Source organism: Methylogaea oryzae (genome assembly GCF_019669985.1).
In the GTDB taxonomy this organism is placed as follows: domain Bacteria; phylum Pseudomonadota; class Gammaproteobacteria; order Methylococcales; family Methylococcaceae; genus Methylogaea; species Methylogaea oryzae.
Genome location: NZ_AP019782.1, coordinates 685037 through 705459, shown reverse-complemented (window position 1 = coordinate 705459; position 20423 = coordinate 685037). Strand labels below are relative to the sequence as shown.

Sequence of the window (20423 nt, the reverse complement as noted above, 5' to 3'; positions counted from 1 at the left end):
GCGCTCGTCGCGCCACGCCCGGACCGTTCCTTCGCCTGTTGATGAGATACCCATGGATTATTCTATAGAAACCGGTTTTCCAGAAAAACACGCCTGCGGTTGCCTGATTCTGGGCTATTTCGAAAAACGCAAATTGCCCGCCGCCACGCAAGCCATGGATGACGCCTTGGACGGGCTGATCTCGCGCCTGCTCAAGCGCGACGACCCCGCCGGGAAACCGGGCGAAACCCTGCTCGTCAACCATTTGCCCCACGGCAAAGCGGAACGCCTGCTGCTGGTCGGCCTAGGCAAGGAAGGCGACACGACGGATAAAGACTACCGCAAGGCCCTGTCCGCCGCCATAAAAGCCGTCAAGGACTGCGGCGCCAACGACGCCCTGTGCGCCCTGACCGACCTGGAAGTGGCCCAGCGCGACAGCCGGTGGAAAACGCGCCAAGCGGCTATCGCCTTCGAAGAAGGGCTATACCAGTTCACCCAGTGCAAAAGCGGCAACGACAGCAACAAACCGCCCAAGCTGAAGAAAACCGCTTTCCTCTGCGCCGACCGAGATGCGGCGGCGACCGGCCTGGCCCAAGGCCTGGCCATCGCCCGCGGCATGGAACTCGCCAAAGACCTGGCCAACCTGCCGGGCAACCTTTGCACCCCCGCTTATCTGGCGGAACAAGCCGAGCGCTTGGCGAAACAACACAAAAAGCTCAAGGCAAAAATCCTCAACGAAGCCGACATGGAAGAGCTGCGCATGGGCGCGCTGCTGTCCGTGTCCAAGGGCAGCCGCCAGCCGGCCAAGCTCATCGTGCTGGAATACAAGGGCGGCGACGCCAAAGCCAAGCCGGTGGTACTGGTGGGCAAGGGCCTCACCTTCGACGCCGGCGGCATCTCCCTCAAGCCCGCCGCCGGCATGGACGAGATGAAATACGACATGTGCGGCGGCGCCAGCGTGCTGGGGCTGATGCAGATGGCGGCGGAACTGGCCCTGCCCATGAACCTGGTGGGCCTGGTCCCGGCTACGGAAAACCTGCCCGGCGGCAATGCCAACAAGCCCGGCGACATCGTCACCAGCATGGCCGGCATCACCATCGAAATCCTCAACACCGATGCCGAAGGCCGCCTGATCCTGTGCGACACCCTCACCTACGCCGAGCGCTACAACCCGGAGCTGGTGGTGGACATGGCAACCCTGACCGGCGCCTGCATCGTCGCCTTGGGCCGCCAGCCCAGCGGCCTCATGGGCAACGACGACGCCCTCTGCGACGAACTGCTGAAGGCGGGCGATGAAGCCGGCGACAGAGCCTGGCGCATGCCCATCTGGGACGAATACCAGGAGCAGCTCAAGTCCAACTTCGCCGACGTGGCCAATATCGGCGGCCCGGACGGCGGCTCCATCACTGCCGCCTGCTTCCTGTCCCGCTTCGCCAAGAAATTCCGCTGGGCCCACTTGGACATCGCCGGCACCGCCTGGAAAACCGGCGCCGACAAGGGTGCCACCGGACGGCCGGTGCCGCTGATCGCGCAGTTTCTGTTGAACCGGGCCAAATGACCCGAGTGGATTTTTACCTGCTGCCCACGAGCGACGCCCGTGAGCGGCTGGTATGGGTGTGCCGCCTGGCGGAAAAAGCCTACCGGGGCGGCCACCGCATCCACATCCACAGCCGCGACGGGGCGGAAGCCCAAGTCCTGGACGACCTGCTGTGGAGCTTCCGCGCCTCCAGCTTCGTGCCCCACCTGCGGCTGGGCGCGGCGGAGCCGGACGAATTCACGCCGGTCACCCTCGGCCAAGGCGACCAGCGGCCCGAAGACTGCGATGTGCTCATCAACCTCGCTCCTGCCATTCCCGAATGGAACGGCCGTTTCCAGCGCATCGCCGAACTGGTGCCGCAAGGCGACGAGGAACGGCACATGAGCCGCGAGCATTTTCGCCAGTACAAGGCGCTGGGCTACCAGCTTGAAACCCACGATCTGGAAACGGCGCCGCCGATGAACGGCTAACCCATCCATGAGATTGCCTCCACCAGAAAGGTCAACTCGCTGGACCATAGCCAGATTCAGCGCATTCGCAGTAGTCGTCGCGCTATTTCTATTCGTCAGCTCCACGGCGGGCATGCGTGGTGCCGGTCTCCTTATGCTCGTAGGGGCTGGAGTACAATTGGCAACGCGCCGCATCCCATATGGTTGGGAAGGATTAGATCCAGCTGGCTACATCACCGGGGTTCCTGCCGTCGTGCTAAGCCTGCTCATGGGGTTGGCAGGTGCTGCAATGCTCGCCCAACCTGAGCTCATGCTGGTTTTGTTCGGCTGGGACAACCAATACCCTCTAACCAAATGAAACACGCCTACGGCGCCCTAGCTCGCTATTCGAAATCGATAACGCGCCCATGACCACCGCCCTGAAAATCGACCACCTCTCCTACGCCTACGGCAAGAAAGCCGCCCTGGACGGCGTCGGCTTCGCCGTGGAAGCCGGCCAGTGCTGCATCCTGCTGGGGCCCAACGGCGCCGGCAAGAGCACGCTGTTCGCCCTCATCACCCACCTCTACGACAGCCGCGACGGCCGCATCGCCATCGCCGGTTTTGATGTGAAGAGCCAATCGCGACCAGCCCTGGCCCGCCTGGGGGTCGTGTTCCAGCAGCCGACTTTGGACATGGACTTGAGCGTGACGCAAAACCTGCGCTACCACGCCGCCCTGCACGGCATCGGCCGCAAAGAGGCCGATGCGCGCATCCAAGAGGAACTGGAGCGCCAGGGCATGTACGAGCGGCGTTTCGAAAAAGTCCGCCAGCTCAACGGCGGCCACAGAAGGCGGGTGGAAATCGCCCGTGCCCTGCTACACAAGCCTTCCCTGCTGCTGCTGGACGAGCCCACCGTGGGCCTGGACGTGCCCAGCCGCAAGGCCATCGTCGATTACGTGCACCATCTGGCCGCCGAACAGGGCATCGCCGTGCTGTGGGCCAGCCACCTCATCGACGAAATTTACCCTTCCGATCGCCTCATCGTGCTGCACCAGGGCAAAGTGCGCGCCCAGGGCGCCGTGCCCGACGTGCTGCAAGCGGCCAATGCGGCCGACATCGCCGCCGCCTTCCGTTACTACACCGGGGAGGCAGCCTAATGGCCTCCATGCATTACCTGCGCGCCTTCAACGGCATCGTCGGCCGCGAGCTGCTGCGCTTCGTCCAGCAGCGCGGCCGCTTCGCCTCGGCCCTGGTGCGGCCGTTGATCTGGCTGTTCGTGTTCGCGGCGGGGTTCCGCTCGACACTCGGGCTAGCCATCATTCCGCCCTACGAAACCTATATCCTGTACGAGGTCTACATCACGCCCGGCCTGATCGGCGTGATCCAGCTGTTCAACGGCACGCAAAGCTCCCTGTCCATGGTCTACGACCGCGAGATGGGCAGCATGCGCACGCTGTTGGTCGCGCCCCTGCCCCGCTGGTTTTTGCTGGCCTCCAAACTCATGGCCAGCACCCTGGTGTCGGCGGTGCAGGCTTATCTCTTCCTGGCCATCGCCTGGTTCTACGACATCCAGCCGCCCTGGCAAGGCTATGCGGCCATATTCCCGGCGCTGATCCTGTCCGGCATGATGCTGGGCGCCTTGGGGATGGTGCTGTCCACCTTCATCAAGCAGCTGGAGAACTTCGCCGGGGTGATGAATTTCGTCATCTTCCCCATGTTCTTCATGTCCACCGCCCTCTATCCCCTGTGGCGCCTGAAGGAAGCCAACCTGCTGCTGTACCGCCTGGCCGAATACAACCCGTTTTCCCAGGCCATCGAAATGCTGCGCTTCGCCCTGTACGGCCAGTTCAACGCCTACGCCACGGCTTATACGGCGGTTGCGCTGCTGCTGTTCCTGGCGCTGGCGGTGTGGGGCTACAACCCGTCCAAAGGCATGATGCCGAAGAAGGGCGGCGGCCCGGGCTGAGCCCGACCCGCGAGACTCAACCACCCCCAGGCTCAAGCCGCCCGGACGGCGCTAGCCCGACGCCCCGAGCGCGGCCTTGAGCCCCCTCCCCCAACCCTGCCCCAGGACGAATCCTCTCGGCCCGGCGACGGCGCGCGCCTCGCGGCGGCAGCGCTCAGGGTTTCCTAAGCCCCGCCTCATAATCCGGTAAGTAAGACCCGCGACAATGGCCGCCGGAGACTCGCGGCGATCCTTGCAACGCATCGCTCACCGCGCGTCATCAGCACAACCCCGTGCAGCGGCGGTCAGCGGGTGCTCGACACCCGACGGCATCGACACGCGGAGCGAACACCGGCCATTACACGGACATGTCCAACATCAGAGGTTCTTTTCTCAATCAATTGGAAGCGATTTTCCTCCAGGCCTTGGAGTCGAAAAACGCGGGCGACATGGAAAACGCCGTAGGGTATTACGAACAAGCGTTGGACCTCAGCTTGCGCGAACTGTCCAGGGTCGGCGATCAAGCCGGATCCCAGCAATCCGTCCCGGCGCGGCTTCGCTTCCTGCATATTCCGAAGACCGCCGGCACCAGCTTCCATGACTGTCTGCAACGACTCTATCCCGGCGGCGAATTCCAATTCACCGGCGACCTGACGGAGGACCTGGAACGCTGGCGGGCGTTGTCGGCGGAGCAGCGGCTCGACATCCGCCTGATCTCGGGCCACGCGCCTTATATCACCAACGAGGCGGAAATCGACACCGTGCCCGCGATCACGCTGCTGCGCGACCCGATCGCGCGCGTGCGCTCCTATTGCCAGCACGTCAGCGAAGGCAAAATCGCCAGCCTGCTGACGCGCTTTCCGCCCGACGACTTCGACTTGAACGAATTGCTGCAAAGCGATGCCGGAAGCGAGCTGGATAACCTGCAAACCCGCCAGTTATTGGGAATAGGCGGGCTCGCGGAGGACCCGGACGATCCAGCCGCCGTCTATCACGCCCTGGAAATATTGGCGGACCTGACCGCGTTCGGCCTGACGGAACGCTTCGAACAGAGCTTGATGCTGTTCCGGCGCCGCCTCGGCTGGACCATGTGGCCGGTTTACCGCCGCTTGAACGCCGCGGCCCCCCATCAACGCCTGCGTTTCGAACCAAGCCACGAGGCGCTGCTGCGCCGTCGCAACGCCGTGGACCTGCAACTTTATGTCATGGCGGCGTCCCTGTTCGAGCAACGTCTCGCCGCCATGGTGCCCGACTTGGCCGAGCAAATGGAGGCGTTCGCCAAGCATCAAGCCATATTCACCCAAATCTGCCAAGAAAGAGGCTACTAGAGCCCGCCGCTTCGCTGCTTGGCGCCGCCCCGTCCTCCTTGCCGAGGCGGCGCGGCGAGGGCTCAGCTTCCCGGCTGCAAGGTGACCGACACGTCCCGCTTATCGCCGTCCCGCAGGACGCTCATGCGTACCGTATCGCCCACTTTGTAATCGTCCAGCCGCGCCAGCAGCTTGCCGACGGAATCCACCGGGCGGCCTTCCAGGGCGACGATGACGTCGCCGGTTTTGATGCCTTCGCGGGACATGACCGCCCCTTGCAGGCCGGCGGCGGCGGCGGCCGAACCGGGCGTAACGCGCAGCACTACCACGCCCTCCAGCTGCATTTGCGCAGTCAAGCGCTGGTTCAAGCCTTCGTCCACTTCGATCCCCAAGGCTGGCCGCACATAGCGGCCCTGGCGGATGATCTGCGGCACCACGCGGTTGACGGTGTCCACCGGCACGGCGAAACCGATGCCGGCGTTGGCGCCGCTCGGACTGTAAATCGCCGTGTTGATGCCGATCAGCCGGCCGGCGGAGTCCAGCAGCGGGCCGCCGGAATTGCCCGGATTGATGGGCGCGTCGGTCTGGATCAAATGTTCGATGGTGACGCCGTTTTCCTCGGTGAGGGAGCGGTCCAAGGCGGAGACGATGCCGGTGGTCAGCGACCAGTCCAGGCCAAACGGGTTGCCGATGGCGAAGGCTTTCTGCCCCACTTTCAGGTCGCGGCTGCTGCCGATGGGCACGGCCGGCGGGCGCTTGAAGCCCACGCCGATCTTCAGCACGGCGATGTCGTGGGCGGGGCTCACGCCCACCAGGGCGGCCTTGTAGTCGCGGCCGTCGGACAGCCGCACCTGGGCTTCGTTAGAGCCTTCGATAACGTGCATATTGGTGACCACGTGGCCGGCGTCGTCCCAAATGAAGCCGGAGCCGGTGCCGCGCGGCACGGTAAACACATTGCGCGTCCACACGTCCATCACCTGCTGCTTGGTGGTGATGTAAACCACCGAATCCTTGGATTTTTCGAACAATTCGATGGTGCTTTTTTCGTCGGCGGCCAGATCGCCCCTCGGCGTGACGATGCGCGCCGAGGCCGGCTCGCCGCCGCCCCCGGCGGGCACGAAGGGCGCATTGCCGCTGTTGCGCCATAGCAGGATCAGCACGGCCGCGGCCAGGGTGATCCAAATCAGGCGGGGAAAGAAAGGGTCTTGCCTGGGCTCGGTCATGGGATTGCTCCTTAGCGTTGACGGGATTGTTTTTCGGCTTGCAGGGCGACCTCGCGGTCGTCGCGCTCGCGCAGCAGCCAGTACACCACGCCCAGCGCCAGCAAAGCGCCGGCCAGCGCGGCGATTTTGCCGGGGCTGGTTTCCAAATCCAGAATGACGAACTTGCGCGCCAGGGCGATCAAGGCGATGAGCACGACGGTCTTCACCTGGATGATGCTGTCGCGCCGCAACACCACCTTGACGATGGAGTGCTTGAATTCCATGGCGATAAGCAGCGTCATGATCATGCCGAACACGCTCTGGAACGCTTGGTGGTCCAGCGGATTCCACGAATTGGACAGCAACAGGACGAATACGGTTCGGATCAACTGCAGCAGCGCCACGACGATGATGACGGCAATCACCGAGCTGAGGATGAGCGCCACCACCTGCTCGAAACGCTCGTAAAACGTCATCACCTGCCAGTAGTTTTCGGACGGCTTGCTCATGGCGGCGTCCGCGATCAAACCGCCTGCCCGGCCCAGCGCACGATATCCGGCGCCCCCATGGCGCCGGACTGGCGCGCCAGCTCATGCCCCTGGCGGAACAGGATCAAAGTGGGAATGCTGCGGATGCCGAAACGGGCGGCCAGGGCCTGTTCCTCCTCCGTATTCACCTTGGCCAACCGGATCCGCGGCTCCAGCTGCGCCGCCGCCTGCTCGAAAGCCGGCGCCATGGCCCGGCAGGGACCGCACCAGGGCGCCCAAAAATCCACCAGCAGAGGAATGTCGTTGCGCTGCAAATGGCGGTCGAAATCGGCGAGGGACAGCGCCACCGGGTGGCCGTCGAATAACGCCTTGCGGCAATTGGCGCAGCGGGGCGATTCGCCCAGGCGCTGGGACGGCACGCGGATGACGGTGCGGCAATGGGGACAAACGATGTGCAGGGACATGGCCGATAGCTCCTCGAACGAATCGTCCTAACGGGCTGCTGAAAGCCCCTCCTTGGCGTAGTTCAACTCGGGGCCGCACCTCCCTGCGCGGCGCACAGGCCTGAGAAACCGGAGGCTTTGCCTAGGCCTGCTAATACCAAACGCCGCCGATGCGGTAGCGGGGCCGCCGCACCGGCACGGCGAATGCGAAGCGCGGCGGGTCGAAGCGCTCGTGCCAGGGCTCGTATTCCTCCTGCACCAGGGACGCCAGGCGCTGGATGCGCTCCTCGGTGGAAGGATGGGTGCGCAGCCAGGACGGTTCCGGCGAACCCCAGCCCGGCAACAGCCAGCGCCGCCAGCCGCGCTGGGCGACTTCGATTTTGGCCAGCCCCAGGGCCAAGCCTTGCGGGTCGCCGGTCAGCGCCGCCGCGTCCAGATCGGCGTGGAACTCCCGCACCCGCGACAAGCCCAGTTGGGCCAGCATGGCCAGCTGCGGCGCGAACATCAGCAGCAGCAAGGCCAACCAGTTGAGGCCCAACTCCCCCAGCAACAGCAGCGGCAAGTTGACCAGCAGCAACACCTGGCCGATGAGGGAGAGCAATCCGGTCATGCGGGACAGGCTGTCGGCCAACCCCATCACGCGGATATCGCCGTTCTTGATATGGGCCACTTCGTGGGCCAGCACCCCGGCCAATTCCCGCAGATTCAATTGGCCCAGCAAGCCGCTGCTCAAAGCAATCGCCGCGCTGCCGCGATTGCCCACGGCAAAGGCGTTGCTCATGGCGCTGTCCACCCAATACAAAGCCGGCGGAACGGGTAGCTGCGCCCGCCGGGACAGCTCGCGCACCAGGTCGAACAATGCCGGCGCCTGCCCATAGTCCAACCGGCGGGCGCCGTACAGTCGCAACACCAGCCAGGGGGCCACGGCGAGTTGCAGCAACAGGGCGGCGGCGCCCGCCGCCAGCAGCATCCACACGCCGTCCGTCCCCCACAGCAGCATACCGACGACGGCCAGCAGCCCCAGCAGGAACAGGATCAGCAGCAGGGTCTGCAAGCGGTTGATCCAAGCATGCCGCAGCCAGGTGCCGGTTCGCATGGCGACGCCTCAATCGACGGGCAGGCCGGCGCGCCGCAAACGGCCGCGCAGGCGCTCCAATTCGTCGAACAGGTCGGCCACCAGGCCGGCCAGCTCGGGGTTGGCATCGAAATCCCGCTCCAGGGCGTACAGACGCCGCACGCGCAGCAGGTCGCGGCCGCTGAAGCCCCAGCCGCTGGGATCGGGACTGGGGTCGGCCAGCAATACGCCGGCTTGCACGTGCTGGACGATCCACTCGCGGCTGACGGTGCAGCTCACGGAAAGTTCGTCCACGGTCAGCCGCGTTTCCTCCAGGGACAGGGCGATGTGTTCTTGCGTCATGGTTCAGACTCCCAGGCCGCTGCGGGGATTGAAGGCCAACTCCCGCGCCATGGTTTGGTAGAGCTCGCGGGCTTTGCCGCCGGTGGCCGGCGGCAGCACCACTTCCAGCACCAGGTACAGGTCGCCGGCCGGCGCGCCGGGAATGCCCCGGCCGGCCAGGCGCAGCTTGCGGCCCGCTTGCGAGCCTTCCGGTATGCGCACCTCCACCTTGCCGTCCGGCAGCGGCGCCTGCACGCGGGCGCCCAGGGCCGCTTCCCAGGGCGCCACCGGCAGCGTGGCGTAAACGTCCCGTCCTTCGACCCGATAACGCGGGTGCGGTTCAAACTGCACTTCCAGGTATAAGTCGCCGGGCGGCCCGCCCCCCAGTCCCGGGCTGCCCTGCCCGCTCAGGCGAATCACCTGGCCCTCGTGCACGCCCTTGGGAATACGCACATTGAGTTTGCGTTCCGCCAGCGTCACGCGGCCGTGGGCGTCCGCTTGCGGCGCGCTCAGGCTGAGGCTGCGGGTGGCGCCGTGGTAGGCGTCCTCCAGGCTGAGGCGGATCTTGGCGTGGTGGTCTTCGCCGCGGGCGCGGAACTGGGCGCCGCCCCGGCCGCGCCCCCAGCCCATGCGCCCGCCGAACAGCTCGGCGAAGAAGTCGCTGAAATCGGCGGCTTCCGCGCCGGAAAAACCTCCGCTGGAAAAATCGAAGCCGGTATCCCAGTCCGGCGGCGGCCGGAAATCCTGGCCGGCGCTGAAGCCCTGCCCCAACTTGTCGTAGGCGGCGCGCTTTTGCGGATCGGACAGCACCGCGTAGGCCTCGTTGAGGTCTTTCATGCGCGCTTCGGCGTTCGGCTCCTTGGAAACGTCCGGATGGTATTTGCGCGCCAGCTTGCGGAAGGCTTTCTTGATCTCGTCGGGCTTGGCGTCGCGGCTGACGCCCAGGGTTTTGTAATAGTCCTTGAACTCCAAGCGGATTCTCCTTCTCTTCGTTCGTTGCGGTCTGCCGGAAAGATGGTGGCGAACGGTCGGCAAGTCAAGCCATTGAAATTTCGCCGGGCGAACCTATTGTCTGGGATGTGGGCCGACCGGCTATCGGCCGAAGTAGCATTCAACGTAAATGGAGGACCAAGCCATGTACCGATCCATGTTCCCCCGCGACATTTTCGCCGAACTGGACCGCTTGCAGCGGGAAGTGCAACAGGCGTTCGAACCCGAACCCAATATCCGCGGCTTCGGCCGAGGGGGCTTCCCGGCGCTGAACGTCGGCAGCACGCCGCAAGCGGTGGAGGTGTATGCCTTCGTGCCGGGGCTGGCGCCGGACAAAATCGAAGTAAACCTGGAACGCGGCGTGCTCACCATCGCCGGCGAGAGGACCACCGACCTGCCGCCGCGGGAAGCCAAAGCCACGGTGCACATCAACGAGCGCTTCACCGGCCGCTTCCGCCGCGTAGTGAGCCTGCCGGACGACATCGACCCCGACGGCGTCTCCGCCGAGTACCGCGACGGTGTGCTGCACATCAGCCTCAAGCGCCAGGAAGCTGCCCAACCGCGCCGCATCGCCATCCAGTAAACGACAGGAGGAACCACCATGAACGACCAGGCAAAAACTCCGACCAAGCAAGCCGGCGCCGCCCTGCCGGAAACCGCGCTGTTGCCGCCGGTGGATGTGATCGAGGACTCCGCCGGCATCACGCTGTACGCCGACCTGCCCGGCGTGCCCAAGGATAAGCTCAACCTGCACGTGGAAGCGGACAGCCTGACCATCGAGGGCGAAGTCGCGCTGAACACGCCGGAGAGCATGGAATCCAGCCACGCCGAAGTGGGCGTGCCGCGCTATCGGCGCGTGTTTACCCTGTCCAAGGAACTGGACAGCGAAAAAGTCTCCGCCGAGTTCAAGCACGGCGTCCTCAAGCTGCGCATCCCGAAAGTGGAACACGCCCAGCCGCGCAAGATCGAAATCAAGGTCGCGTAAGTAAAGCCCCCTCTCACCCCAACGAATTCGGCCCCCCCTCTCCCTGGCAGGGAGAGGATTGGGGAGAGGGTGGCATCAAAAACCACGGCCTTTCCACTCTCCCCCCGGTGGGAAGGGGGACCGAATAACACGGCGCCGGTTTATTCGGCGCCGCCATGGACCGCGTAGCGACGCATGTCCACAGGCAAGCGCCGAGCGCCCCAATCGCCGGGCAAGCGGTCGAACACGCCGGCACAGGGCGTGCCGCAGCGGTTGCAGGTGCCCTGGGAAGTGAGATTCCATTCCGACAGCACGTACCAGTCGCGGCCGATGAGCATCTGGCCGCAATGATGGCAGTAGGTGCTCTCCTCCTGCTTGTCGTGCACATTCCCCACGTAGGCGTAACGCACGCCGTTGTTCATGGCGATGCGCCGCGCCCGGCTCAGGCTGGACAAAGGCGTGGACGGCTTGTCCTGCATTTTCCAGTCCGGATGGAAAGCGGTGAAATGCATGGGCACGTCCGGCCCCAAGTGCTCGACCACCCAGCGGGTCATGTTGTCCAGCTCCGCATCCGAATCGTTTTCGCCGGGAATCAGCAAGGTGGTCAGCTCCAACCAGACCGAGGTTTCCCGCTTGATGTAGACGAGGGTGTCCAGCACCGCTTGCAGATGACCGCCGCAGACGGTGTGGTAAAAGTCCTCGGTGAAGGCCTTCAGGTCCACGTTGGCGGCGTCCATATAGCGGTAAAACTCCCGGCGCGGCTCCGGGCAGACGTAGCCGGCGGTGACCGCCACGGACTTGATGCCCAGCGCCCGACAAGCTTGGGCCACGTCGATGGCGTATTCGTGGAAAATCACCGGGTCGTTGTAGGTGTAAGCGACGCTGCGGCAACCGAGGTCGTGGGCCGCCTGGGCGATGGCCTCGGGCGAAGCCCGGTCCATGAGGGAATCCATTTCCCGCGATTTGCTGATGTCCCAGTTCTGGCAAAACTTGCAGGCCAGATTGCAGCCGGCCGTGCCGAAGGAAAATATCGGCGTGCCCGGCAGGAAATGGTTGAGGGGCTTCTTCTCCACCGGGTCCACGCAAAAGCCGCTGGAGCGGCCGTAGGACAGCGACACCACCTTCCCCCCCACGTTGCCGCGCACGAAACACAGGCCGCGCTGGCCTTCGTGCATTTTGCAATAGCGCGGGCACAGGTCGCACTGCACGCGGCCGTCGTCCAGCGCGTGCCAGTAATGGGTAGGAAAGGTTTCCGGCGGTTGGTAAAGCGTTTCGGCCATGGATGGTTCCCCCGATGGGTTTTATGCTGACCACTGCTATGCTGTGTAGGACAGCATAGCGGCTTTTGCCGGTTTTACCCTGGAGGCCTCCATGACCAGCACCCGCCATCCCGCCGTCGCCGGCAGCTTTTATCCGGCCGACGCAGCAGAACTCCACCGCATGTTGCAAGGCTTTCTCGCCGTTGCGCCGACCGACCCGCTGGGACCGCCCAAAGCCATCATCGCGCCCCACGCCGGCTACGTCTACTCCGGCCCGGTGGCCGCCAGCGTTTATGCCCAGCTGAGGGCCGCCGCGGATCGCATCAGCCGGGTGGTGCTGCTGGGGCCATCGCACCGGGTGGCTTTTCGCGGCATCGCCGCCAGCAGCGCCGATTATTTCGCCACGCCGCTGGGCTCGGTGCCGCTGGATCGCGCGGCGCTGGACACCCTGTCCGACCTGCCCTTCGTGCACATCCTCGATCAAGCCCACGGCCAGGAACACAGCCTGGAAGTGCACCTGCCGTTTTTGCAGGAAGTGCTGAAGTGCTTTTCCCTGGTGCCGCTGGTCGCGGGCGACGCCCCGCCCGAACAAATCGCCGCGGTACTGGAACGGCTGTGGGGCGGCGAGGAAACCCTTATCGTCGTCAGCTCCGATCTCAGCCATTACCACAGCTATACGGAGGCACAGCACATGGACAGCGCCACCTCCGCCGCCATCGCCCAATTGCGCTACCAAGACCTGGACTACCAAGACGCCTGCGGCCGCGTGCCGGTGAGCGGCTTGCTCTATGCCGCGCAACGCCGGGGGTTGCGCTGTAAAGTCCTGGACTTGCGCAACTCCGGGGACACCGCCGGGCCCCGCGACCAAGTGGTCGGCTACGGCGCCTATGCCTTTCACTGAAACGGAAGGAACGCCCCATGCTGAATAACGAGCACCGCCGCTATCTGCTGGATCTGGCGCGCCGTTCCATCGCTTACGGCCTGTCCCACCACACGCCGTTGCCGGTGGACTTGGCGAACCTGCCCCCGGAATTGCGGCGGCTGGCCGCTTGTTTCGTCACCCTGGAAAAAGACGGCGATTTGCGCGGCTGCGTCGGCATGCTGCAGGCGGAGCGCCCCTTGGCGGAAGACGTGGCGGACAACGCCTATGCGGCGGCTTTCGCCGACCATCGTTTCGCGCCGCTAGCGGCGGACGAGTTGGACCGGCTGGACATCCACATTTCCATCCTGGGCGAACCCAGCGCCATGGCGGTGGCGTCGCAGCAGGAACTGATCGCCCAGTTGCGGCCCGGCGTGGACGGTTTGATATTGCAGGAAGGCGGACGACGCGCCACGTTTCTACCGTCGGTGTGGGAGTCATTGCCCGACCCGCGCCAATTCGTGGAGCGATTGCAGCAGAAAGGGGGATGGCCGAGGGACTATTGGTCGCCGCAGTTCAAGGCGTACCGCTACGAAACGGAACAATTCCCGTAAGCTTAGCGATCGTCCACCGTGAACGAACGCCCCCGGGTGATGAGGGGACGCGTACCGACGAAGCCCGGCGGCAACCGGCGCTGGCGCCGAGCGCAATAGAGCCAATAACTGCCCACCAGCAAGCCGGCCACGCTGACGGAAGCGATGCTGAAATAGAACAGATTCTTAGCGAAAGCCAATCCATCGAAGCCGCCGCTCTCTTCCGGAGCCGCCGCAGCCGCCGTGGGGATACCGCCGCGGATCATCATGGGATCGGCAACCACCGCCTGGGAATTGGCGCCGTAGCTGGCCAATATGCGCAATTCCTGGCGCAATTCGTCCAACGCCTGCAAATCGGCGGCCGTTACCTGACCGTGTTGGATGCTGCTTTCGATGGCCTGCAACTTGCCTTCGATGGAACCGGAAACCAGGTCCACCACTTTCTTTTGCAGCTGTTCGGCTTCCTGATTGAGCACGGCGACGCGCGGCTTGGCCGCCGGCGCGGCAGCCGCGGCTTGCGCCTCGTAATGGGACAGCAGCAAACGGGCGAACAGCGCGAGCAATACGGAAACGACAACCAACGCCACCAGGAACGTCACTACCAAAGTGGCGCCGGTATTCTGGTCGCGGTTGTTCATGGGCACGGAAAATATCCACTCCCGCCGCACTAAGCCGCCCATCTGCGTCGTCTTTTCGTTACCCGATCGCCGCATCCTGTCTCTGCCTGCCCTACGCGCCGTTAATGGCTGGGTTGCCAACTATGACAAACCGTCGGCCCCAGGTCAACGATTGTCGATTCTCGCGCCGCGCATCAATCGCTTCATGTCGCGCACGGCGAGATCCAAGCCGGAAAAAACCGCCTGGGCGATGATGGCGTGGCCGATATTCAATTCCACCATTTGCGGGATGCGGGCGATGGCTTCCACGTTGGCGTAATTCAAGCCGTGGCCGGCGTTGACCGACAAGCCCGAACCTTCGGCCTGCTCCGCCGCCGCCTTGATGCGCAGCAATTCCGCCCCGCGCGCGGTGTCGCTTGCCGCGTCGGCGTAATGGCCCGTGTGCAGTTCGATCACCGGCGCGCCGGTTTTGGCGGCGGCGTCGATCTGGACGGGATCGGCGTCGATGAACAGGGAAACCTCGATACCGGCACCACCCAGCCGTTCCACCGCCGCCCTGACCCGGTCGAACTGGCCGGCCACGTCCAAGCCGCCTTCGGTGGTCAGCTCCTCGCGTTTTTCCGGCACCAGGCAGCAGGCGTGTGGCCTGACGCGGCAGGCGATGTCCACCATGGCTTCGGTCACCGCCATTTCCAGGTTCAACTTGGTCTGCAGCGTTTCCCGCAGCAGGTCGATGTCCCGGTCCTGGATATGGCGGCGGTCTTCGCGCAAATGGGCGGTGATGCCGTCGGCGCCGGCCTGTTCGGCCGTCAGCGCCGCTTGCAGCACTTGCGGATAGAGGGTACGGCGCGCTTGGCGCAGGGTAGCGACGTGGTCGATATTGACGCCGAGGCGAATCAGGGGACGAGGTTCAAGTCGATTCATGTTTTTGGCTGTAACGGAATAATTCTCGGCTTTTCAACGGCCGGCCGGCCAGGTGATGGTGGATGACGCGCCGCAACAGGCCCTTGGCTTCGCGGCGGCAATCCGCGTCGTCCAGGCGGCCTTCGCGCAGGGCGATAAGGGTAGCGCCCCTCAGGGTCGCGCCGGTCCCGCCCGCCGCCAGCGGCCCTTGCTCGGGATCGTAGCGGTAAAGGCGATCCGGCTCGATGTCGAGCCCACGGTCCGCGTCGCAGTGCAATTGTAGCCCGTAGCCCAGCTCCTGGAGCAGCTCCAGCTCGAAGCTGCGCAAAGCGTATTCCTTGTCGTCGCCCCCGGCCAGCTCCGCCAACGCCGCGCCATAACACTGGAACAGCCGGGCGTGGGGATCGTGCTTATGCAAAAAGGCTTGCAGCAGCTCGTTGAGGTACAACCCGCAATAGAGCGCGATGCCTTGCAAGGGAGCGGTCGGTTCCGGCGATTCCACCCCGGTCAGCAACGGCATATCGCTCTTGCCGCTCCACGACAACAGCACGGCGCGGAACGGCGGCATGGCGTCGATCCGCGCGCTCTTGCCGCCGCGCACTCCCTTGGCCAGCAAAGACACTTTGCCGTAGTCCCTGCTGAAGGCGTCCAGTATCAGGCTGGTTTCCCGGTACGGGCGGCGATGCAGTACGTAAGCCGGTTGCAGTTGAACGCGGCTGGACTGGAACGCGGACACTGCCGGCCGCCGTCGGTCAGGATTGGTAGCCCAGGCTGGCCAGGGCCCGTTCGTCGTCGGCCCAGCCCTTGCGTACCTTGACCCACAACTGAAGGAACACTTTGTGCTCGAGGAACGGCTCCAAATCGTGGCGGGCGCGTTCGCCGATTTTTTTCAGCATGGCGCCGTCCTTGCCGATGACGATGGCTTTCTGGCCGTCGCGCTCCACCCAGATCAGGGCGGAAATACGCACCAACTTGCCCTCCACCTTGTATTGCTCGATCTCCACCGTGGCGGCGTGGGGCAGTTCCTGGCCCAGGCAGCGAATGAGCTTCTCGCGGATGATTTCGGCGACGAAGAAGCGCTCCGGCCGGTCGGTGATTTGGTCCTCCGGGTAAAACGGCTCGCGTTCGGGCAGCAGGGCCAACAGGCGCTGTTCCAGAGCGTCCAGGTTGTCGCCCTGCAGCGCGGACAGGGGAACGATATCGGCGAAGTCGAAACGCGACGCCACCTCCTCCAGGAACGGCAGCAGCAAGGCCTTGTCCGCCAGTTTGTCCACCTTGTTCACCACCAGTATCACCGGCGCTTCGACGCCCTTGAGCAAACCGAGGATATGATCCTCCTCCTCGCCCCAAGCCAGAGCCCCCACCAGCCACACCACCACGTCCACGCCGGCCAACGCGCTGGCCGCCGCCCGGTTCAGATAGCGGTTCATGGCCTTCTTGCCGTAGCTGTGCAAACCGGGGGTGTCGACGAAAATCATCTGCCCCTGCTCGACGGTTTTCACGCCCTGGATCAGGTGCCGGGTGGTCTGCGGCTTGCGCGAGGTGATGCTGAGCTTTTGCCCCAGCACATGGTTGAGCAAGGTGGACTTGCCCACATTGGGTTGGCCGATGAGGGCCACGTATCCGCATTTCATGATTGTAAAACCTGATTGTCGATAAAGCCGGGAAGGTGATGGTCGAGCACGGAAACGCGCGGCGCCATCGACGCCGCTCCCGTCGCCGTTTCGGAGCGGCCGGCCACCGCCCCGGCCCCTGCCGGGAAAACGTTATAGAGGCTTTCCCGCCTCGTCGGCCAACCGATCAAGAATTTTCTGCGCCGCCTGCTGCTCGGCATTCTTGCAGGAAGGGCCGCTGGCAACCGCCGGCTCGCTGCAGGCGGCGACCCGGCACTCCACGGTGAAAACCCGCCGGTGCGGCGGCCCCTCGGCGGACAACTGACGGTATTCCGGCAAGGCCATGGCCCGTGCTTGCAGCCATTCCTGCAGGCGGGTTTTCGGGTCCTTGCGCCAACTGTCCAAGGACAAGCCGGCCAGCTTGTCGGCGTATAGGCGCAACACCCACTGCCGGCAAGCATCCATGCCTTGATCCAAATAGAGAGCCCCCAGCATGGCCTCGAGGGCATCGGACAACACGGAATCCAGGCGATAGCCGCCGCTTTTCAGCTCGCCGGCCCCCAGGACCAAATAATCGCCGAGGTCGAAGTCGCGCGCCAAGCCGGCCAGGGACGACTGGTTGACCAAACCGGCGCGCAATCGCGTCAGCACGCCTTCGTCGGCCTGGGGAAAACGCTGGTACAAAGCCTCCGCGATGAGGAAGCCGAGGATGGAATCGCCCAGAAACTCCAAGCGCTCGTTATTCGCGCCGCGGGCGCTGCGGTGGGTGAGCGCCTGCTGCAGCAGGCGCTGGTCGTGAAAGCGCAGATCCAGCTGCTTGCACAGCCGCTCCGGGCTCTGAATCACGGGCTTACTCCGCGCCGACCTCGAAGGCATCGTTGAAATGCGCCACCACGTCCAAATTGCCGAACAAATGCACGGTTTGATCGTAGGTGATTTCCACTTTCACGTAACCGCCGTGCTTGGTGACGGAGATATTCTCCGGCACCAGTATCCTGACGTTGTTGACTTCCAGCCGCTTCTGCAGCAGCGAGATGATCATGTCGCGGGTATTGTTGGTGAGATCGGGCTGGGCTTTCACCGACTCCATGGCGGTCTTGATGGTGGCGTGCTCGGTATAAATCGGGCCGATCTTAAACGCCAGCGTCAGAAAGAAGACCCCCAGGCCCAGGGTCAGCACCATGCCCGGAAAGGTCATGCCTTGTTGCTTATACGGTGAATTCTTCATGCGTCCTCCCTCGTTTAATGGACCCCACATGCCCTGGGGCTAGCGGATTCAGTGCAGCACATTGCCCAGGCGCTCGAAAGCGATGCCGTGGTTGTCCCAATCCCAGTTCATCCAAATCAGGAAGGCCTTCCCCACCAGATTCTCCTCCGGCACCGTGCCCCAATAACGGCTGTCGTTGCTGTTGTCGCGGTTATCGCCCATAACGAAGTACCGCCCGGCCGGCACCACGAACTCCCCTTCCACCGTGGGCTGCTCTTCCCGGATCAGTATATCGTGGCTGACGCCGATTAAATCTTCTTCCAAGCGCAAATTGCCGGTCATGCTCTGGCCGCTGCCCACCCCGGTGTAGGTGCCCAGGGGCGTCTGCCGCACCGCTTGGCCGTTGACGTACAGTTGCTTGTGGAAGTAAGCGATACGGTCGCCCGGCAAGCCGATAACGCGCTTAATGTAATCCATGCGCGGGTCCTTGGGATAACGGAACACCACAATGTCGCCCCGCTGCGGCTCACCCACCTCGTAAACCTTGGTTCGCAGCACCGGCAAGCGGATGCCGTAAGCGAATTTGTTCACCAGGATGAAATCACCGATCAACAAGGTCGGCATCATGGAAGCGGAGGGAATGCGGAACGGCTCCACCAGGAAGGAGCGCAGCAACAACACGATCAAAATGACGGGGAAAAACGAACGGGCATAGTCCACCGGCCACGGCTCCGCGATCTCCTCTCCCGTAGCGGAGGACGACGGCGCCCAGCCCAAGCGGAGCATCAGCTCGTAGCCCCCCCAAACCAATCCGGTCACGGCCGTGGCCAGCACCAGAAACAAGGAAAAGTCGACATGCATCTCTAAACCCAACCCCTTAGTCTTTATTGACCCGCAGCACGGCCAAAAACGCTTCTTGCGGAATCTCCACCCTGCCAACCTGCTTCATGCGTTTTTTGCCTTCCTTTTGCTTTTCCAACAGCTTTTTCTTGCGCGACGTATCGCCGCCGTAACATTTGGCCGTCACGTTCTTGCGCATGGCGCTGACGGTGGAGCGGGCGATGATCTTGGCGCCGATGGCGGCCTGGATGGCCACCTCGAACATCTGCCGCGGGATCAGCTCCTTCATCTTCTCCACCAGGTCGCGGCCGCGCGGCTGGCTGATGTCCCGATGCACGATGAGGGACAAGGCGTCCACTTTCTCGCCGTTGATCATGATGTCCAGTTTCACCAGGGGCGCGGACTGGAAGCGCAGGAATTCGTAGTCGAAAGAGGCATAGCCGCGGCTCACCGACTTGAGCCGGTCGAAGAAGTCCAGCACCACCTCGCTCAGGGGCAGCTCATAGGACAAGGCCACCTGCCCGCCGGTATACGCGAGCTTGCTCTGCACGCCGCGCTTCTCGATGCACAGGTTGATGACCGCGCCCAGATAATCCTGCGGCACCAGGATATTGGCCATGATGATGGGCTCGCGGATATCGGCCATGACGTTGGGCGGCGGCAGCTTGGCCGGGTTGTCGATATGGATCACCTCGCCGGCGGTGGTTTCCACCTCGTAGATCACCGTGGGCGCGGTGGTGATCAAGTCCAGGTCGTATTCCCGCTCCAACCGCTCCTGGATGATCTCCATGTGCAGCATGCCGAGGAAACCGCAGCGGAAACCGAAGCCCAAGGCCTGGGAGGTTTCCGGTTCGAAGTTAAGGGCGGCGTCGTTCAGGCGCAGCTTGTTGAGCGCCTCGCGCAGGTTTTCATAATCGTCGGAGCTGACCGGGAACAGGCCGGCGAAAACCCGCGGCTGCACCGTCTGGAACCCGGGCAGGGGCTCGGCGGCGGGATTATCGGTGGCGGTGAGGGTATCACCCACCGGCGCGCCGAAAATGTCCTTGATGCCGGCCACCACGAAGCCCACCTCGCCGGTGCCCAAGCCTTCCTTCTCCAGGCGCTTGGGGGTGAACACGCCGACTTTTTCCACCTGGTGGCTGCGTCCGGTGGACATGACGGTGATCTTCTGTTTGCGGGCGATGCGGCCCTGCATCACCCGCACCAGGGACACTACCCCCAGGTAATTATCGAACCAGGAGTCGATGATCAGCGCTTGCAGCGGCGCCTCGGCATCGCCTTCGGGCGCCGGCACTTTCGCAACGATCTGTTCCAGCACGTCCTCCACGTTGAGGCCGGTCTTGGCGCTGATGCGCGGCGCCTCGTCGGCGGGGATGCCGATGATTTCCTCGATTTCCTTGATGACCTTGTCCGGGTCCGCGCTCGGCAGGTCGACTTTGTTCAGCACCGGCAAAACTTCCAGGCCGTGCTCCAGCGCCGTGTAGCAATTGGCCACGCTCTGCGCTTCCACACCCTGAGCGGCGTCCACCACCAGCAGGGCGCCTTCGCAGGCAGCCAGGGAGCGGGAAACTTCGTAGGAAAAGTCCACGTGGCCCGGCGTGTCGATGAAGTTGAGCTGGTAGGTCTCGCCGTCCTTGGCCTTGTAATCCAGCGTGACGCTCTGGGCCTTGATGGTGATGCCGCGCTCCCGCTCGATGTCCATGGAGTCCAGCACCTGGGCGGACATTTCCCTGGCACTCAACCCCCCGCACATCTGGATGAAACGGTCGGCCAGGGTGGACTTGCCGTGGTCGATATGGGCGATGATGGAAAAATTGCGGATGTGGCGCAAATCGGTCACGTTACCTGCC

Annotated in this window: 24 protein-coding genes; 9 read left to right on the top strand and 15 right to left on the bottom strand. The window is 64.0% G+C overall.

The window, feature by feature from the left end; all coding sequences use genetic code 11:
• The first annotated feature begins 52 nt into the window (after positions 1-52).
• The 5 genes from K5607_RS03535 to K5607_RS03515 all read left to right on the top strand — a co-directional run bounded on the left by K5607_RS03535 (position 53) and on the right by K5607_RS03515 (position 5220).
• Positions 53-1537 carry a leucyl aminopeptidase gene (locus K5607_RS03535; RefSeq protein WP_221048211.1) on the top strand — a complete coding sequence of 495 codons (1485 nt, stop codon included), beginning with the start codon at positions 53-55 and terminating at the stop codon, positions 1535-1537.
• A complete protein-coding gene (locus tag K5607_RS03530) occupies positions 1534-1986 on the top strand; it encodes a DNA polymerase III subunit chi (protein WP_054773868.1) in 453 nt (150 codons plus the stop codon). The genes K5607_RS03535 and K5607_RS03530 overlap by 4 nt, the downstream gene beginning before the upstream one ends.
• Positions 1987-2372: 386 nt before the next feature.
• Entirely contained in the window at positions 2373-3104 is a 732-nt protein-coding gene (locus K5607_RS03525; RefSeq protein ID WP_221048210.1) for an ABC transporter ATP-binding protein, read from the top strand.
• Positions 3104-3913: an ABC transporter permease gene (locus tag K5607_RS03520; RefSeq protein ID WP_221048209.1), complete on the top strand. Its 810-nt coding sequence runs from the start codon at positions 3104-3106 to the stop codon at positions 3911-3913. Before K5607_RS03525 ends, K5607_RS03520 begins: the two co-directional genes overlap by 1 nt.
• Before the next feature lie 347 nt (positions 3914-4260).
• Complete coding sequence (locus K5607_RS03515) at positions 4261-5220, top strand: sulfotransferase family protein (RefSeq protein WP_054774214.1); 960 nt, start codon at positions 4261-4263, stop codon at positions 5218-5220.
• A gap of 62 nt (positions 5221-5282) precedes the next feature.
• Here K5607_RS03515 and K5607_RS03510 read toward each other — a convergent pair whose 3' ends face one another.
• The 6 genes from K5607_RS03510 to K5607_RS03485 all read right to left on the bottom strand — a co-directional run bounded on the left by K5607_RS03510 (position 5283) and on the right by K5607_RS03485 (position 9700).
• Positions 5283-6422 (bottom strand): S1C family serine protease, encoded by a 1140-nt coding sequence (locus tag K5607_RS03510; RefSeq protein ID WP_221048208.1) that lies wholly within the window; start codon positions 6420-6422, stop codon positions 5283-5285.
• Between the two features lie 11 nt (positions 6423-6433).
• The gene (locus K5607_RS03505; RefSeq protein ID WP_054774216.1) at positions 6434-6910 is read right to left on the bottom strand and encodes a phosphate-starvation-inducible PsiE family protein; all 477 of its coding nucleotides are present in this window, start codon (positions 6908-6910) and stop codon (positions 6434-6436) included.
• 14 nt (positions 6911-6924) lie between these two features.
• Positions 6925-7353 carry a thioredoxin TrxC gene (gene trxC, locus K5607_RS03500; RefSeq protein ID WP_221048207.1) on the bottom strand — a complete coding sequence of 143 codons (429 nt, stop codon included), beginning with the start codon at positions 7351-7353 and terminating at the stop codon, positions 6925-6927.
• Between the two features lie 130 nt (positions 7354-7483).
• Positions 7484-8428 (bottom strand): zinc metalloprotease HtpX, encoded by a 945-nt coding sequence (locus K5607_RS03495; protein WP_221048206.1) that lies wholly within the window; start codon positions 8426-8428, stop codon positions 7484-7486.
• Positions 8429-8437: 9 nt separating this feature from the next.
• Positions 8438-8749, bottom strand: coding sequence for a chaperone modulator CbpM (locus K5607_RS03490; RefSeq protein ID WP_221048205.1), 312 nt, complete (start codon positions 8747-8749; stop codon positions 8438-8440).
• A gap of 3 nt (positions 8750-8752) precedes the next feature.
• Positions 8753-9700, bottom strand: a complete 948-nt coding sequence (locus K5607_RS03485; RefSeq protein ID WP_221048203.1) for a DnaJ C-terminal domain-containing protein — start codon at positions 9698-9700, stop codon at positions 8753-8755.
• A gap of 163 nt (positions 9701-9863) precedes the next feature.
• Between K5607_RS03485 and K5607_RS03480 the strand changes: the two genes are divergently transcribed.
• Positions 9864-10301 (top strand): Hsp20/alpha crystallin family protein, encoded by a 438-nt coding sequence (locus K5607_RS03480; RefSeq protein ID WP_221048202.1) that lies wholly within the window; start codon positions 9864-9866, stop codon positions 10299-10301.
• Positions 10302-10319: 18 nt separating this feature from the next.
• On the top strand, positions 10320-10703 hold the full coding sequence (locus K5607_RS03475) for an Hsp20/alpha crystallin family protein (protein ID WP_054772878.1): 384 nt from the start codon (positions 10320-10322) through the stop codon (positions 10701-10703).
• A gap of 140 nt (positions 10704-10843) precedes the next feature.
• On the opposite strand, the gene amrS is transcribed toward K5607_RS03475, so the two are convergent.
• Complete coding sequence (gene amrS / locus K5607_RS03470; protein WP_054772877.1) at positions 10844-11962, bottom strand: AmmeMemoRadiSam system radical SAM enzyme; 1119 nt, start codon at positions 11960-11962, stop codon at positions 10844-10846.
• Positions 11963-12053: 91 nt separating this feature from the next.
• Here amrS and amrB point away from each other — a divergent pair, with 91 nt between their 5' ends.
• Together amrB and amrA are read left to right on the top strand one after the other, a co-directional pair.
• Positions 12054-12842, top strand: coding sequence for an AmmeMemoRadiSam system protein B (amrB, locus tag K5607_RS03465; RefSeq protein WP_054772876.1), 789 nt, complete (start codon positions 12054-12056; stop codon positions 12840-12842).
• A 17-nt stretch (positions 12843-12859) separates the two neighbouring features.
• A complete protein-coding gene (gene amrA / locus K5607_RS03460; protein WP_054772875.1) occupies positions 12860-13414 on the top strand; it encodes an AmmeMemoRadiSam system protein A in 555 nt (184 codons plus the stop codon).
• A 2-nt stretch (positions 13415-13416) separates the two neighbouring features.
• On the opposite strand, the gene K5607_RS03455 is transcribed toward amrA, so the two are convergent.
• The 8 genes from K5607_RS03455 to lepA all read right to left on the bottom strand — a co-directional run bounded on the left by K5607_RS03455 (position 13417) and on the right by lepA (position 20413).
• A complete protein-coding gene (locus tag K5607_RS03455) occupies positions 13417-14106 on the bottom strand; it encodes a hypothetical protein (RefSeq protein WP_221048201.1) in 690 nt (229 codons plus the stop codon).
• Positions 14107-14175: 69 nt separating this feature from the next.
• Complete coding sequence (gene pdxJ / locus K5607_RS03450; protein WP_221048200.1) at positions 14176-14934, bottom strand: pyridoxine 5'-phosphate synthase; 759 nt, start codon at positions 14932-14934, stop codon at positions 14176-14178.
• Positions 14921-15649: a DNA repair protein RecO gene (gene recO / locus K5607_RS03445; RefSeq protein WP_054772873.1), complete on the bottom strand. Its 729-nt coding sequence runs from the start codon at positions 15647-15649 to the stop codon at positions 14921-14923. The genes pdxJ and recO overlap by 14 nt, the downstream gene beginning before the upstream one ends.
• A 16-nt stretch (positions 15650-15665) precedes the next feature.
• Positions 15666-16547, bottom strand: a complete 882-nt coding sequence (gene era / locus K5607_RS03440; RefSeq protein ID WP_054772872.1) for a GTPase Era — start codon at positions 16545-16547, stop codon at positions 15666-15668.
• Between the two features lie 132 nt (positions 16548-16679).
• Positions 16680-17372 carry a ribonuclease III gene (gene rnc, locus K5607_RS03435; RefSeq protein WP_054772871.1) on the bottom strand — a complete coding sequence of 231 codons (693 nt, stop codon included), beginning with the start codon at positions 17370-17372 and terminating at the stop codon, positions 16680-16682.
• 4 nt (positions 17373-17376) lie between these two features.
• A complete protein-coding gene (locus K5607_RS03430) occupies positions 17377-17754 on the bottom strand; it encodes a DUF4845 domain-containing protein (RefSeq protein WP_162232288.1) in 378 nt (125 codons plus the stop codon).
• A gap of 48 nt (positions 17755-17802) precedes the next feature.
• Positions 17803-18594, bottom strand: coding sequence for a signal peptidase I (gene lepB / locus K5607_RS03425; RefSeq protein WP_221048199.1), 792 nt, complete (start codon positions 18592-18594; stop codon positions 17803-17805).
• A gap of 16 nt (positions 18595-18610) precedes the next feature.
• On the bottom strand, positions 18611-20413 hold the full coding sequence (lepA, locus tag K5607_RS03420; RefSeq protein ID WP_054772869.1) for a translation elongation factor 4: 1803 nt from the start codon (positions 20411-20413) through the stop codon (positions 18611-18613).
• Positions 20414-20423: the final 10 nt, after the last annotated feature.

Bases quoted from the DNA above. Each gene is read 5' to 3' on its own strand.
- amrB (WP_054772876.1), top strand. From the start codon at position 12,054: ATGACCAGCACCCGCCATCCCGCCGTCGCCGGCAGCTTTTATCCGGCC.
- K5607_RS03490 (WP_221048205.1), bottom strand. From the start codon at position 8,749: ATGACGCAAGAACACATCGCCCTGTCCCTGGAGGAAACGCGGCTGACC.
- K5607_RS03475 (WP_054772878.1), top strand. From the start codon at position 10,320: ATGAACGACCAGGCAAAAACTCCGACCAAGCAAGCCGGCGCCGCCCTG.
- lepB (WP_221048199.1), bottom strand. From the start codon at position 18,594: ATGCATGTCGACTTTTCCTTGTTTCTGGTGCTGGCCACGGCCGTGACC.
- K5607_RS03525 (WP_221048210.1), top strand. From the start codon at position 2,373: ATGACCACCGCCCTGAAAATCGACCACCTCTCCTACGCCTACGGCAAG.
- pdxJ (WP_221048200.1), bottom strand. From the start codon at position 14,934: ATGAATCGACTTGAACCTCGTCCCCTGATTCGCCTCGGCGTCAATATC.
- K5607_RS03505 (WP_054774216.1), bottom strand. From the start codon at position 6,910: ATGAGCAAGCCGTCCGAAAACTACTGGCAGGTGATGACGTTTTACGAG.
- K5607_RS03455 (WP_221048201.1), bottom strand. From the start codon at position 14,106: ATGCGGCGATCGGGTAACGAAAAGACGACGCAGATGGGCGGCTTAGTG.
- K5607_RS03430 (WP_162232288.1), bottom strand. From the start codon at position 17,754: ATGAAGAATTCACCGTATAAGCAACAAGGCATGACCTTTCCGGGCATG.
- trxC (WP_221048207.1), bottom strand. From the start codon at position 7,353: ATGTCCCTGCACATCGTTTGTCCCCATTGCCGCACCGTCATCCGCGTG.
- K5607_RS03495 (WP_221048206.1), bottom strand. From the start codon at position 8,428: ATGCGAACCGGCACCTGGCTGCGGCATGCTTGGATCAACCGCTTGCAG.
- K5607_RS03510 (WP_221048208.1), bottom strand. From the start codon at position 6,422: ATGACCGAGCCCAGGCAAGACCCTTTCTTTCCCCGCCTGATTTGGATC.
- amrS (WP_054772877.1), bottom strand. From the start codon at position 11,962: ATGGCCGAAACGCTTTACCAACCGCCGGAAACCTTTCCTACCCATTAC.
- K5607_RS03480 (WP_221048202.1), top strand. From the start codon at position 9,864: ATGTACCGATCCATGTTCCCCCGCGACATTTTCGCCGAACTGGACCGC.
- amrA (WP_054772875.1), top strand. From the start codon at position 12,860: ATGCTGAATAACGAGCACCGCCGCTATCTGCTGGATCTGGCGCGCCGT.
- K5607_RS03520 (WP_221048209.1), top strand. From the start codon at position 3,104: ATGGCCTCCATGCATTACCTGCGCGCCTTCAACGGCATCGTCGGCCGC.
- K5607_RS03515 (WP_054774214.1), top strand. From the start codon at position 4,261: ATGTCCAACATCAGAGGTTCTTTTCTCAATCAATTGGAAGCGATTTTC.
- K5607_RS03535 (WP_221048211.1), top strand. From the start codon at position 53: ATGGATTATTCTATAGAAACCGGTTTTCCAGAAAAACACGCCTGCGGT.
- era (WP_054772872.1), bottom strand. From the start codon at position 16,547: ATGAAATGCGGATACGTGGCCCTCATCGGCCAACCCAATGTGGGCAAG.
- K5607_RS03530 (WP_054773868.1), top strand. From the start codon at position 1,534: ATGACCCGAGTGGATTTTTACCTGCTGCCCACGAGCGACGCCCGTGAG.